The organism is Bacillus sp. LR--39 (assembly GCF_053613335.1).
In genome coordinates this window covers 823785-836244 of record NZ_JBSIOT010000002.1, presented here as the reverse complement: position 1 = coordinate 836244, position 12460 = coordinate 823785, and the positions used below count along the sequence as shown (strand labels likewise).

The following is a 12460-nucleotide window of genomic DNA, read 5'->3' as shown; positions in this document are numbered from 1 at the left end:
ATTATCCCCCTAACGCTTACGCTTCTTGGCCTACAGTTTCGTCTTCAATGCCCAGTTCTTGTTTAATCCAGTCATAACCTTCCGCTTCAAGGCGCTGTGCAAGCTCCGCGCCGCCGGATTTCACTACGCGTCCCTGCATCATAACGTGAACGACATCAGGCGTGATGTAGTTCAGAAGGCGCTGGTAGTGAGTGATCATTAAGCAGCCGAAGTTTTCGCTGCGCATTCTGTTGATTCCTTTAGAAACGACTTTAAGCGCATCGATATCAAGGCCTGAATCGATCTCGTCAAGAATGGCGATTTTCGGCTCGATCATCATAAGCTGAAGGATTTCGTTGCGTTTTTTCTCCCCGCCTGAGAAACCTTCGTTCAGGTAACGCTGCGCCATTTCAGGGTCCATTTCAAGGAACTCCATGTTTTCGTCCATTTTGCGGATGAATTTCATAAGAGAAATTTCATCGCCTTCTTCACGGCGTGCGTTAATCGCAGAGCGAAGGAAATCGGCATTTGTCACACCGCTGATTTCGCTTGGGTACTGCATCGCAAGGAAAAGACCCGCCTGAGCGCGCTCGTCCACTTCCATTTCCAGTACATCCTTGCCGTCAAGCGTGATGCTGCCTTTTGTAACTTCGTATTTCGGGTGTCCCATAATCGCTGCTGAGAGCGTGGATTTACCGGTACCGTTCGGCCCCATGACAGCGTGGAATTCGCCGCCTTTTATTTCAAGGTTTACACCTTTTAAGATCTCTTTTCCTTCGATTTCAACGTGAAGATCCTTGATCGTTAATGTTGAAGCAGCCATATCTATACCTCCAAAATATATAATCATTATTCTCAATTTATTCTCATTCTAATTTTATAACAAATGAAAAGTAAATACAACTTTTTATATTACCCGGAACATTCCTAAAGTTTATCAAAGATCAAGGCGTAATTAAAGCTGTTTGAAACAGAAAAAGGGCGGAAATCCACCCTTTTTTACTGACCGATTTTCTCATTAAGCTGCGCTGCGAGGAACTTGCTTTTTTGATATTCAAGCTCCCTCTGCCGTTCGACTTCCATCCTTTTTGAAAGACGCCGTCCGTATTCCTCGTAGCCGATGCCGTGTGACTTCTGCATCGCTTTTTCCATTTCAGGCGTATAGTCAAGGTCCAGTCTCTCGTGGCTGGTGCAGATAATGAATCAATCCCTTCATCTATTTGTTTCTATTGTAACAATGATCCGTTGCTCCGGCCAAAGAGAGTGTGCCCCTGAATCCTTTCGAATGTGCCGGAATCCGGCGCTCGCTTTATCTGAAAAACGGTATTCACACGATTGCTCTTTCTAATGCGTCGTATGTCCGAATTCCTGAATGCACTGCTGTACGAGGGTCACTCCCTGACTGAGAGCCGCGCCGCCCCCGAATGCCGCCGCGACGCCGATGACCTCAAGGATGTTTTCTTCTGTCGCCCCTTGGTCAAGGCAGCCCTTCGTATGATAAATCATGCAAAATTCATCTTGAGCGCTGATGCTGATGCCCAGAGCGATTAATTGTTTCTCCTTTTCAGTTAATGAATCCGCTGAGAAACACTGTTCAGTAAATTCATTAAACTTCCGCCCCATCATCGGCATTTTTTGCTCGAATATACCTAAACCTTCTTTATATTGTTTCAATGCGTCATGCACGCTTTTTCCGTTTTCCTGGTATTGAGCCACTGCCATTCCCTCCAATCGTTAACCTTCCTTTTTATTATGGACAGTTCTCCGATTAATACCCGAAAAAAACCCCGGATGATTCATCCGGGGTTTTCGTTTTATTCAGATACGGGAAGCACGGCTCCGTCGTATTTTTTCTCAATAAAGTCTTTGATTTTCTTAGAGTGAAGCACTTCCATAAGCGCTTTGATTTTCTCTGATTTTTCGTCACCTTTGCGTACGGCGATGATGTTTGCGTACGGGTTGTTTTTCGTTGATTCCACTTGAATCGCATCTTTTAACGGATTCAGTTTGTTTTGAATCGCATAGTTGACGTTAATGAAGACTGCATCGCCTTCTTCTTCATTATATGCTTTCGCCGTTAATTCAGGGGCGATTTTTTTGAATGTCAGGTTTTTCGGGTTTTTCGTAATGTTTTTCGTAGTGGCTTCAATCGTTTTTACCTTCGGATCAAGTGTGATCAGTCCGGCTTTTTCAAGCATCGCCAGCATACGGCCTTGTTCAGCGACATTGTTAGTCATGATGATGGTCGCGCCTTTAGGCAGGTCTTTCAGTGATTTGTATTTTTTCGTGTAAATTCCGAATGGCTCAAGGTGAACGGCTCCGGCATTCACGAGTTTGTAATCTTTATTTTCTTTCATTTCCTGTTCAAGGTAAGGAACGTGCTGGAAGAAGTTCGCATCCACTTCATTATCAGCTAACGCTTTGTTGTACATTTTGTAATCGTTCAGCACTTTTACTTTTAATGTGTAGCCTTTTTCCTTCAAGAGCGGTTCCGCTTCTTTTAAGATTTCAGCATGCGGTGTTTTTGTCGCGGCGACGACGATTTCCTTTTTATTTGAGCCGTTTGATCCGCAGGCGGCCAAAACTCCCGCGAACACAAGCAGCAGCGCACTTAATACAATCTTTTTCAATGTAAATCCTCCCTTATCTTTTGTCTATTATATTTGTAATCACATCACCGATAATCTGAATGATAAAGACGATGATGAGTATAAATACTGTCGCTACAAACGTTACATCCGTATTATTGGACTGGTAGCCTTCTACATATGCAAGGTTTCCGAGTCCGCCTGAACCGATGGCGCCGGCAATGGCGGTAGATCCGATCAGGGCGATGGCCGTAACGGTGATACCTGAAATTAACGCAGGCATTGATTCAGGAATCAGCACTTTGAAGATAATTGTCGGTGTCTTTGCTCCCATTGATCTGGCAGCTTCGATGACTCCTTTATTGACTTCCCGCAGCGCGATTTCAACAAGTCGGGCATAAAACGGCGCGGAGCCGATAATCAGCGCCGGCAATGCGGCGTTCGGCCCTAAAATCGATCTGACTAAAAACTTAGTAAAACCGAGAAGCAGAATAATTAAAATAAGAAACGGAATAGACCTGAAAATATTAACGACCGCCGCAATCACGGTGTTAATGATTTTATTTTCCCATAAGCTTCCCTTGCCCGTTAAAAAGAGCAGAAGACCGAGAATCGCTCCGATGATAAATGAAAAAACTAAAGCAATGACCGTCATATAAAGGGTCTCGTATGTGGCCGTCCACAGCTCGGTTATATCAACGTTCGGGAACCATTTTTCAAACATTTGTGATCACCTCTGCTTCTACCTGTTTGTCTTTGATGAACCGGATCACGTTTTCTACTTCTTTTTCCTGACCGTCAATATGAATGAATAAAGAACCGTAGGCTCCGTCCTTCGTCTGTGAAATTTTCCCCTGCAGAATATTGACGTCCACATCAAAGTTTCGGATCATTTCCGTAATGAGGGGCTGCTCAGCTGCCTGCCCGACAAATGAAAGCTGAATCGTTTTTCCTGTCGCTGTTTCCTGCAGAAAATGCTGGATGGTTTCTTTCGTCTCCTCCGGTTCTGTCACCTGCTGAACGAAACGCTTGGTCATCGGTTCGCGCGGGTTTCTGAAAACTTGGAGTACTTCGCCTTCTTCAACGACTTTCCCGTTTTCCATGACGGCGACTCTGTTGCAGATTTTTCGGATGACGTGCATTTCATGGGTAATGAGCACGATCGTCAGACCGAGTCTGTCATTTATATCGGATAAAAGATCCAAAATTGAATCGGTCGTCTGCGGATCAAGCGCTGATGTCGCTTCATCGCACAGAAGGACTTTCGGATTATTGGCGAGCGCCCGGGCGATGCCGACACGCTGCTTTTGACCGCCGCTCAGCTGCGACGGATAAGACTTTTCTTTCCCCTCTAATCCGACCAGTTTAATCAATTCATCAGCGCGGCGGACCCGTTCGCTTTTTTTCACGCCGGCGATTTCCAGCGGGAACATAATGTTCTCCCGGACGGTGCGCGACCACAGAAGGTTAAAATGCTGGAAGATCATGCTGATTTCCTGGCGCGCTTTTCTCAGTCCGCGGCTGCTTACTTTATTTAATTCCGTCCCCGCGACTTCCACGGTTCCCGACGTCGGCTTTTCAAGGCCGTTCAGGAGACGGATTAAGGAACTTTTACCAGCTCCGCTATATCCTATAATTCCAAATATTTCGCCCTTTTTGATATCAAGAGTGACATCTTGGACAGCATTGACATCCCCATGCTTCGCTTTGTAAATTTTTGAAACATTTTGAAGATGGATCAAAGCAATCACCCGCCTTACACTATTCTAAGAAATCTTCCGGGTTTCTCCGCAAAAGAAAAGCCTTTCTGCAAAAATGAGCAGAAAGGCTTATTGAAAAAGGCCTTTCTCTCATCTTCCAAAGCAGACCGCTTCGAGTGAATTGGCACCATTTCAACATTGTTGATGGTTGCCGGGCTTCATAGGGCACTTCCCTCCACCTCTCTTGATAAGAGAAAACATATCGTATTTTCGTCCGGAAATTCTTACTGTAGAATAGCACGGCGAATGATAAAAAGTCAATAAAATAAATATTGGAAGCTATTGTCACATAGTAGATTGGCAGTTTAAGGCCGTTTACTGATCGCCTGAAAAAATCCGTTTGTCAGCCAGAGGATGGCCTCCAGCTTCAGCAGAGCTCTGAATGATCCTTTCACTTTGAGTTTTCCGCTTTGGATAAGCTTTTGCAAAGAGACATCACCATGCAGGAGATGGATGATTTCCGTCTGGTTTCCGTAAAAGGTCAAATTAGATTTTTCCTTTGAAACCGACGTTTTTCTCATTTCTCCCTGTCCGTTAATTGAGACCGTTAAGGCTTCTGTTTCTCCTTGGAATGTAATCAGCAGCGTTGAGGCGTTTAATAGCGGTTTCAAAAACAGATGCTGTCCGTCATTCTCTGAAACTTCTATTTTCTCCACTCGTATAACCTCCCGTTTTAATGGCCATACATACACTTTCTCTTTTTAACGGACAGAACCCTTTATAAACCGCACGACATTTTCCTGTAAATATTGTCACATCGGGAACGTTTGCGATGTTTTTTGTTTAATCAGCTCATATAAATAGGAAACGGAGCGGAAGGCGTATCCTTTCTCAACAAGCTCTCCGCCTTTAAACAGCAAAAAGCACGGAACGCTTTCAATCTGATAGGCTTTGGCGAATGCGGGGGAATAATTCACGTTGTTTTTATAGAAGGCGGCGCCGGGCAGCATTTCTTCGACGACAGTAAGCATTTTGGACGCCAGCTGGCATGTGCCGCAAAACGGGGTGTACAAATACAGGAGATAAACGTCATCCTGAATCGATTCGAGTTCATTTTCTTGGAGTTCTTTCATGTTTACCACCTCAGGTCGTTCTTTTTCAAAAATACAGTGTCAGCATCAAAGCCGGCTCTGATCAGCACAGATGCGAGATGATGGCCTGGGCACGACTCGACTTGCCTGTATGTTCTGTCTATATAAATATGGCGCGCTTCGGGAAGCTCCCGTTTCAGCTGTTTTCTTAATTTTTCTCCGGAGTCATCTGCGTCCGTTAAAATATAGACGTCTCTGTCAAACAGGCGGTCCGCCAAATCTTCCAGTTCGGTTTGGCCGATCGTCCCGTTTGTACAGACGATTTCTGCGGGTTCGATGAGCACTTCCCTGACTTTGATTTTATCAGATTTTCCTTCTACGATAATGACCTTTTCATCTCCGTTGTACATAAGCGCGTCACCTGCCGATTGTTTTAGCGTCAGATTGAAAAAGAAGGCAGTGAAATTCACCGCCAACTGTTAACACCAGCCACTCTCATAATCGCAATCGACATATTTCGGATCGCTGCCGTTTATGACATCGGCTGTTTTATAAAATTTTTGATTTTCAAATGAAAAGCCCTGTTTGAGCTCGTACTGGTCCATGCCTGTCATCTCGCCGATGGCTTCATTTTCATGAAACAAGGAAAACCGGCCGTTTTGAAAGCGGCCCGTAACGTTCTCCGTCACATCGACCTTTTGTTTATCAAAAGCCATTTTAGACACCTCCCGTTACAGATAGAATGTCCAAATGGCCCGTTTGCTATCCGATCAGTCTTCCTGTGTCATTTCGTCATATTGCTCGGAAGTCATGAGGTTTTCGATTTCTTCAGCATCAGCCGGTTCCACGACGATCATCCACGCTTTTTCATACGGAGACTCGTTTACGAATTCAGGACTGTCATCAAGGTCTTCGTTCACTTCCGTCACCGTTCCGTTAATCGGTGCGTACAGTTCGGATACGGTTTTGACGGATTCCACGCTGCCGAATGGCTCGTCCGCTTTAATTTCGGCGCCGACTTCCGGAAGCTCGACAAAGACGATGTCGCCAAGTTCGGCTTGCGCGAAATGTGTAATCCCGATGCGGGCTTTTCCGTCCTCAACTTTGACCCATTCGTGCTCTTTGGAATAACGCATATCTTTCGGTGTGCTCATCTAAATCCCTCCATTTTTTTCTTATAATAAGAAGATACCATAATTCTTTGAACCTGGCATTACATCCAATATTTTTCGAATTGGTCTTCTTTAAAGCCGACAGTGACTTTTTCGCCGTCTGTCGTAATCGGGCGTTTCAGGAGCATACCGTCTGATGCCAGGAGTTCAAGCTGTTCATCCTCTGACATGTGGTACAGTTTTTCCTTTAAGTTCAGCTCGCGGTATTTCATTCCGCTCGTGTTGAAAAACTTTTTGAGCTCAAGACCGCTCTTCTCATAGAGGTCTTTAATTTCTTCTTTCGACGGAGTTTCCTCCGCGATATGTATTTCGTTTATTTCCTTACCGCGGTCTTCCAGCCATTTTTTCGCATTACGGCACGTTCCGCATTTAGGGTACCAGTAAAAATTTAACGACATCTTCTTCACCCCTTGTAAATGATCGTCGTTATTTTAACACAATCACTTGTAAAAACCTATAACGTTGCTTCGTGAAAAAGCGCCCCTGATGAAGGAGCGCTTTCAGCATGTGATCAGACCGTATATTTTTCTTCACGGAAGACGGCGGCTGCCGCTTCACGTTTTTTCTGAATGAGGTTTTTCGGCGTCAGGCGCGTCAGTTTGCGCAGCACGGAAAGCATCATGCGGAGGGAATCCCCTTCCTCCATGGCGATCAGTGATTCTTTGGCGTGCGCTTCAATGTTCTGAAGGGCTTCCTGGGCAAAGATTTCCGTATATAACAGCTTCTGCGCGGCTTTTTCGGCACCGTCCGCCGCAATTGCTTTTTCCGTTCTGAGGACGGAAGATTCCAAAGCGTACAGCGCGCTGACAATATCGGCAATGTTCACCATGATTTCCTGCTCGCCTTCGATCTCTTTGCCGTATTTCTGCGCCGCGAGACCCGCTGTCAAGAGGGCGATCTTTTTCGCCTGTCTGACAATGTATTTTTCCTGTTCGAGAGGTTCTGAGCCCGGCTCTTCAGGCATCAGCATCATGAGTTCTTCTTGGAGCGCTTTTGCTTTTTCAAAGAGCGGCAGCTGACCTTTTACGGCTTTTTTCAGGAACGTGCTCGTTACGATCAGGCGGTTGATTTCATTTGTGCCTTCAAAAATTCTGTTGATTCTTGAGTCGCGATAGGCACGCTCCACTTCATATTCCTGCATAAATCCGTAACCGCCGTGAATTTGAACGCCTTCATCGGCAATGTAATCAAGCGTTTCAGAACCGCACATTTTGTTGAGCGAGCATTCAATCGCGTACTCGGCGATTGACTTCGCGACTTCGCGTCCGTCCTTTTGCTCCTCTTCCGTCAATCTGCTCATATTATCTTCGAATAAACCCACTGTTCTGTATACAGAGCTCTCCATCGCGTAAAGCCGCGCTGACATCGTCGCAAGCTTTTCCTGAGTGAGCGTGAAGCTTGAGATCGGCGTTTTAAATTGCCGGCGCTGGTTCGCATAAGCGGCAGACAGCTCAATCACCCGTTTTGAAGCGCCGATTGTGCCGACGGCAAGCTTGTAGCGCCCGATATTCAGAATATTAAAAGCGATGACATGGCCTTTTCCGATTTCGCCGAGAAGGTTTTCTTTCGGGACTTCCGCCTGATCTAAAATCAGCGTTCTTGTCGATGAACCCTTAATCCCCATTTTTTTCTCTTCCGGGCCCGTTGACACGCCCGGATAGTTCTTTTCTACGATAAATGCGGAAAATTTATCTCCGTCCACTTTAGCGTAGACGACAAAGACATCTGCAAAGGCGGAGTTTGTAATCCATTGCTTTTCTCCGTTAAGAATATAGTGTGTGCCTGCTTCATTCAAAACAGCTGTCGTTTTCGCGCCGAGGGCATCTGAACCTGAACCGGGCTCAGTTAAGGCGTATGCCGCGATTCTTTGTCCTGAAGCCAAGTCCGGCAAATAGGTTTTCTTCTGTTCTTCCGTTCCGAAGAACACGATCGGCAATGAGCCGATACCGACGTGAGCGCCGTAAGACAGCGAAAAGCTGCCGGCACGTGAAAACTTTTCCGTAATGAAGGCTGAACTGATTTTATCCAGGCCGATTCCGCCGTACTCTTCAGGCACGTCTGCTCCGAGGAGGCCGAGATCTCCGGCTTTTTTCAACAGTCTGACCGAATGCTCGAACTGATGGTTTTCAATTTCATCGATATAAGGAAGCACATCGTTTACGACATAGTCTTCTGTCGTTTTGCCGATCATTTTATGTTCGTCTGTAAAGTCCTCCGGAGTGAATATTTGATCATATCCCGTCTCTTCAATCAGAAAGCTGCCGCCTTTTTTGACGTTGACCGTATCCTGTTTCATGCTTCGTTTCCCCCTTGTTTTAAATGAGCTCAAATACGCCGGCAGCGCCCATGCCGCCTCCGATGCACATCGTCACCACGCCGAATTGCTCGTTTCTCCGTTTCATTTCATGAATGAGTGACAGGGTCAGCTTCGTTCCCGTGCATCCGAGCGGATGTCCGAGCGCGATGGCGCCTCCGTTGACGTTCACCTTTTCTTCATCTATCCCAAGCGATCTGATGACTTGAATGGCCTGTGAAGCAAAGGCCTCATTCAATTCAAAAAGCCCGATATCCTGTAATTCGAGTCCGGCAAGCTTGAGCGCCCGCGGAATAGCTTCAATCGGACCTATCCCCATTACCTCAGGCGGAACGCCGCCTACGGCAAACGAACGGAATTTGACAAGCGGCGCCAATCCGAGCGACGATGCTTTTTCGCGATCCATCAGCATGACAGCCGCCGCGCCGTCACTTGTTTGTGAAGAGTTCCCGGCCGTCACGGTTCCCGTTTTAGAAAAAGCCGGACGGAGCTTCGCCAAGACGTCAGCCGATGTGCCGGGACGAACGCCTTCATCTTGAGAAAAGGTAAATTGTTTTTTCCGCGGCTTATGGTCATCACCGACTTCTGTCAGCGATACTTCAACCGGCACGATTTCGTCATTGAATTTACCTTCTTTAAGGGCTTTAGCGGCATTCTGATGGCTGCGGACGGCAAATGCATCCTGGTCTTCTCTGGATACGCCGTACGTTTCGGCGACCTGCTCCGCTGTGTGCCCCATGCTCATGTAATACTCAGGCGCATGCTCCGCCAAAGCGATATTCGGGCGGGTCACATGCCCCATCATCGGAACTTGCGACATGGATTCCGCACCGCCCGCAATGACGGTGTCTCCCGAGCCGATCATGATTTTTTCAGCACCGTAAGCGATGGATTGGAGACCGGAAGAGCAGTAGCGGTTCACCGTAATGGCCGGCACCGTATGAGGAAGCCCCGCCAGCGCACCGATATTCCGCGCCATATTTAATCCTTGTTCGGCTTCAGGTGTTGCACAGCCGATAATTAAGTCATCGATATTTCCTTCATAGCCGCCTGCCCGTTTCAGCGTTTCTTTTACACAAAGCGCGCCTAAATCATCAGGACGAACGGCTGCAAGCGATCCTTTTTTCGCTTTACCGACCGGGGTTCTCGCACCGGCCACAATGACTGCTTCTCTCATAAACACCCTCCTAGTTCCGTAAAGGTTTGCCTTTGACGAGCATATGCTGCATTCTCGCTTGAGATTTCGCCTCGCCAGCGAGGCTTAAAAAGGCTTCTCTTTCAATCTCAAGTAAATATTCTTCAGAAACCTCCGTGCCGAACGGGACTCTTCCGCCGGCAATGACATGGGCCAGCTTCTTTGCAATCTTCATATCGTGATCGGATAAATAACCCGACCGTCTCATTTGGTCTGCTCCGAGCAGTAATGCCGCACAGCCGGTTTCTCCGGTGACTTTCACTTTTTTGCGGGCAGGCGGGCGGTATCCGCTGTCATATAAGGAAGCAGCCAGCTGTTTCGCATCGTGCAGCAGGTGATCCTGATTCATGCTGATACGGTCTGCCGCGGACAAAATCTTCATATCACGGGCTTCGTGTGCCGAACCGGACACTTTGGCAAGCGCGATTGTTTCAAAGGTTTTGATCGCTGCGTCCATCAGTTCACTTCCGCCGTCCAAATAATTCATGTACAGCTCTTTGTTTCCTCCGCCGCCCGGAATAAGGCCGACGCCGGTTTCAACGAGACCCATATACGATTCGCTCGCCGCCTGAACGCGTGCCGCCGGGAGACAGACTTCCGTGCCGCCGCCGAGTGTCATCCCGAATGGCGCCGCGACAACGGGTTTAGCGCTGTATTTGATGTTCAGCATCGTCTGCTGAAAACGGCGGATGACAAAATCGACTTCCATGAAGTTATCATCCTGAGCTTCCATCAAAATCATCGCAAGGTTTGCTCCCGCGCAGAAATGTCTGCCTTGGTTTCCGATGACAAGTCCTTTATAATTCCGCTCCGTTTCCTCAAGCGCATTGTCAATCATCTGAATAATGTCTAAGCCGATCGCGTTGCTTTTCGTATGAAATTCCAGCAGCGCGACATCATCGCCGAGATCAATCAGACTTGCGCCGCTGTTTTTACTGATCACGCCTTTTGTTTCTTTTAACGTTTGCAGGCTGATCCGTTTCGGATTTTCTTTCACGGCCCTGTATTGGCCGTCTGAATAGTAAAATGGTGTTCCGTTTTCCTTCATATAAAATGTTTCATGGCCCTGATCAAGCATTTCTTTCACCCAGCCGGGGAGTGCTGCGCCTTCTTCTTCGAGCCGCTCCGCTGATTTTCTGACGCCGATGGCATCCCACATCTCAAACGGCCCGAGCTCCCATCCGAAGCCCCATTTCATGGCGTCATCAATTGCTTTGATATCATCAGCGATCTCACCTAAAAGCCGGGCTGAGTATAAGAGTGTTTGCGATGTGATATTCCAAAGCAGGCGTCCGGCGCGGTCATCGGAATATACAAGCGCTTTCATTTTGCCTTTGGCACCCTTTGCCTGTTTGGCGGCTTCTAAAGCGGGCGTCTTCATTTTCGAACGCTCACCGTATGTCATGGTCAGCGGATCGAGTTCATATATTGTTTTACCTTCTTTTTTGTAAAAACCTTGGCCTGATTTGCTGCCCAGCCAATTGTTTTTCAGCATGTCATTCATAAATTCAGGAAGCTTAAACATGTCTTTTTCAGCGCCGTCGGCTTTATCATACACATTTTTTGCCACATGGGCGAACGTATCAAGCCCCACAACGTCAAGGGTTCTGAAGGTCGCGCTTTTCGGTCTGCCGATCAAAGGCCCGGTCACCGTGTCCACCTCGCCGATGCGGCAGCCGGAAGAAAGCATTTCTCTTACCGTGACCAGCAGGCCGTACGTACCGATGCGGTTGGCGATAAAGTTAGGCGTGTCTTTTGCGATGACGACACCTTTCCCAAGCGTGTTTTCTGCAAATGAAGTCATAAACTCCAGTACGTCAGGATCTGTTTCCTGAATCGGAATGATTTCCAGAAGCTTTAAGTAGCGGGCCGGATTAAAGAAATGGGTTCCTAAGAAATGAGCTTTAAAATCGGCAGATCGGCCTTCCGCCATTTTTGTGACGGAGATACCGGACGTATTGCTCGACACGATGCTTCCCGGTTTCCGGTATTCATCAACGAGTGAGAAAATCTGTTTTTTTACGTCAAGATTTTCGACGACGACTTCAATAATCCAATCAGCATCCTTCAATTGAGCTGCGTCATCTTCCAAATTCCCCGCCGTTATATAGTCGAGATTGGCAGCCGAAGTCAGCGGCGCCGGTTTTTGCTTCAGCAGCTTTTGCATGGCCGATCGGCTCAGTCTGCTGCGGACCTCCGGGCTTTCTAATGTCAGCCCTTTTTTCATCTCATCCTTTGTCAGCTCGTTTGGCACAATATCAAGCAGCAGGACGGGAATTCCGATGTTAGCCAAGTGCGCGGCAATTCCGGACCCCATAACGCCTGATCCGAGAACGGCTGCTTTCTTTATAAACTTGTGCATGAGTCATCCCCCTTGAACTTTGAATGAATAGTCATTCATTTTTTCGGCAAAAAAAATGA

Annotated in this window: 15 protein-coding genes and 1 riboswitch; all 15 genes read right to left on the bottom strand. The window is 47.2% G+C overall.

Annotation, left to right across the window (positions count from 1 at the left end; genetic code table 11):
- Window positions 1-16: 16 nt before the first annotated feature.
- The 15 genes from sufC to ACWHAR_RS13915 all read right to left on the bottom strand — a co-directional run bounded on the left by sufC (window position 17) and on the right by ACWHAR_RS13915 (window position 12401).
- Entirely contained in the window at window positions 17-802 is a 786-nt protein-coding gene (gene sufC / locus ACWHAR_RS13985) for a Fe-S cluster assembly ATPase SufC (RefSeq protein ID WP_003327022.1), read from the bottom strand.
- 176 nt (window positions 803-978) lie between these two features.
- Window positions 979-1131, bottom strand: a complete 153-nt coding sequence (locus ACWHAR_RS13980; RefSeq protein ID WP_003151857.1) for a hypothetical protein — start codon at window positions 1129-1131, stop codon at window positions 979-981.
- A 192-nt stretch (window positions 1132-1323) separates the two neighbouring features.
- Window positions 1324-1701, bottom strand: coding sequence for a carboxymuconolactone decarboxylase family protein (locus tag ACWHAR_RS13975; protein WP_007613607.1), 378 nt, complete (start codon window positions 1699-1701; stop codon window positions 1324-1326).
- Between the two features lie 92 nt (window positions 1702-1793).
- On the bottom strand, window positions 1794-2609 hold the full coding sequence (gene metQ, locus ACWHAR_RS13970) for a methionine ABC transporter substrate-binding lipoprotein MetQ (protein ID WP_032876641.1): 816 nt from the start codon (window positions 2607-2609) through the stop codon (window positions 1794-1796).
- A 13-nt stretch (window positions 2610-2622) separates the two neighbouring features.
- Window positions 2623-3291, bottom strand: coding sequence for a methionine ABC transporter permease (locus ACWHAR_RS13965; RefSeq protein WP_032876638.1), 669 nt, complete (start codon window positions 3289-3291; stop codon window positions 2623-2625).
- Entirely contained in the window at window positions 3284-4309 is a 1026-nt protein-coding gene (gene metN / locus ACWHAR_RS13960) for a methionine ABC transporter ATP-binding protein MetN (RefSeq protein WP_003151850.1), read from the bottom strand. Before metN ends, ACWHAR_RS13965 begins: the two co-directional genes overlap by 8 nt.
- Window positions 4310-4414: 105 nt before the next feature.
- Window positions 4415-4521: riboswitch (SAM riboswitch) on the bottom strand.
- A gap of 111 nt (window positions 4522-4632) precedes the next feature.
- Window positions 4633-4983, bottom strand: a complete 351-nt coding sequence (locus ACWHAR_RS13955) for an SCP2 sterol-binding domain-containing protein (RefSeq protein ID WP_007410085.1) — start codon at window positions 4981-4983, stop codon at window positions 4633-4635.
- A gap of 96 nt (window positions 4984-5079) precedes the next feature.
- On the bottom strand, window positions 5080-5400 hold the full coding sequence (locus ACWHAR_RS13950; RefSeq protein WP_003151847.1) for a thioredoxin family protein: 321 nt from the start codon (window positions 5398-5400) through the stop codon (window positions 5080-5082).
- A 2-nt stretch (window positions 5401-5402) separates the two neighbouring features.
- A complete protein-coding gene (locus ACWHAR_RS13945) occupies window positions 5403-5768 on the bottom strand; it encodes a toprim domain-containing protein (RefSeq protein WP_007410083.1) in 366 nt (121 codons plus the stop codon).
- A gap of 69 nt (window positions 5769-5837) precedes the next feature.
- Entirely contained in the window at window positions 5838-6074 is a 237-nt protein-coding gene (locus ACWHAR_RS13940) for a YusG family protein (protein ID WP_032876635.1), read from the bottom strand.
- A 54-nt stretch (window positions 6075-6128) separates the two neighbouring features.
- Window positions 6129-6512 carry a glycine cleavage system protein GcvH gene (gene gcvH, locus ACWHAR_RS13935; RefSeq protein WP_003151844.1) on the bottom strand — a complete coding sequence of 128 codons (384 nt, stop codon included), beginning with the start codon at window positions 6510-6512 and terminating at the stop codon, window positions 6129-6131.
- Window positions 6513-6571: 59 nt separating this feature from the next.
- On the bottom strand, window positions 6572-6928 hold the full coding sequence (locus ACWHAR_RS13930) for an arsenate reductase family protein (RefSeq protein ID WP_003151843.1): 357 nt from the start codon (window positions 6926-6928) through the stop codon (window positions 6572-6574).
- A gap of 113 nt (window positions 6929-7041) precedes the next feature.
- On the bottom strand, window positions 7042-8826 hold the full coding sequence (locus tag ACWHAR_RS13925) for an acyl-CoA dehydrogenase family protein (protein WP_032876633.1): 1785 nt from the start codon (window positions 8824-8826) through the stop codon (window positions 7042-7044).
- Between the two features lie 19 nt (window positions 8827-8845).
- Window positions 8846-10021 carry an acetyl-CoA C-acetyltransferase gene (locus ACWHAR_RS13920; RefSeq protein WP_032876632.1) on the bottom strand — a complete coding sequence of 392 codons (1176 nt, stop codon included), beginning with the start codon at window positions 10019-10021 and terminating at the stop codon, window positions 8846-8848.
- A 10-nt stretch (window positions 10022-10031) separates the two neighbouring features.
- Complete coding sequence (locus tag ACWHAR_RS13915; RefSeq protein WP_032876630.1) at window positions 10032-12401, bottom strand: 3-hydroxyacyl-CoA dehydrogenase/enoyl-CoA hydratase family protein; 2370 nt, start codon at window positions 12399-12401, stop codon at window positions 10032-10034.
- Window positions 12402-12460: the final 59 nt, after the last annotated feature.

Coding starts and splice junctions, on each gene's coding strand:
- sufC (WP_003327022.1), bottom strand. CDS start 802: ATGGCTGCTTCAACATTAACGATCAAGGATCTTCACGTTGAAATCGAA.
- ACWHAR_RS13980 (WP_003151857.1), bottom strand. CDS start 1,131: ATGGAAAAAGCGATGCAGAAGTCACACGGCATCGGCTACGAGGAATAC.
- ACWHAR_RS13975 (WP_007613607.1), bottom strand. CDS start 1,701: ATGGCAGTGGCTCAATACCAGGAAAACGGAAAAAGCGTGCATGACGCA.
- ACWHAR_RS13965 (WP_032876638.1), bottom strand. CDS start 3,291: ATGTTTGAAAAATGGTTCCCGAACGTTGATATAACCGAGCTGTGGACG.
- ACWHAR_RS13950 (WP_003151847.1), bottom strand. CDS start 5,400: ATGAAAGAACTCCAAGAAAATGAACTCGAATCGATTCAGGATGACGTT.
- ACWHAR_RS13945 (WP_007410083.1), bottom strand. CDS start 5,768: ATGTACAACGGAGATGAAAAGGTCATTATCGTAGAAGGAAAATCTGAT.
- ACWHAR_RS13940 (WP_032876635.1), bottom strand. CDS start 6,074: ATGGCTTTTGATAAACAAAAGGTCGATGTGACGGAGAACGTTACGGGC.
- gcvH (WP_003151844.1), bottom strand. CDS start 6,512: ATGAGCACACCGAAAGATATGCGTTATTCCAAAGAGCACGAATGGGTC.
- ACWHAR_RS13930 (WP_003151843.1), bottom strand. CDS start 6,928: ATGTCGTTAAATTTTTACTGGTACCCTAAATGCGGAACGTGCCGTAAT.
- ACWHAR_RS13925 (WP_032876633.1), bottom strand. CDS start 8,826: ATGAAACAGGATACGGTCAACGTCAAAAAAGGCGGCAGCTTTCTGATT.
- ACWHAR_RS13920 (WP_032876632.1), bottom strand. CDS start 10,021: ATGAGAGAAGCAGTCATTGTGGCCGGTGCGAGAACCCCGGTCGGTAAA.
- ACWHAR_RS13915 (WP_032876630.1), bottom strand. CDS start 12,401: ATGCACAAGTTTATAAAGAAAGCAGCCGTTCTCGGATCAGGCGTTATG.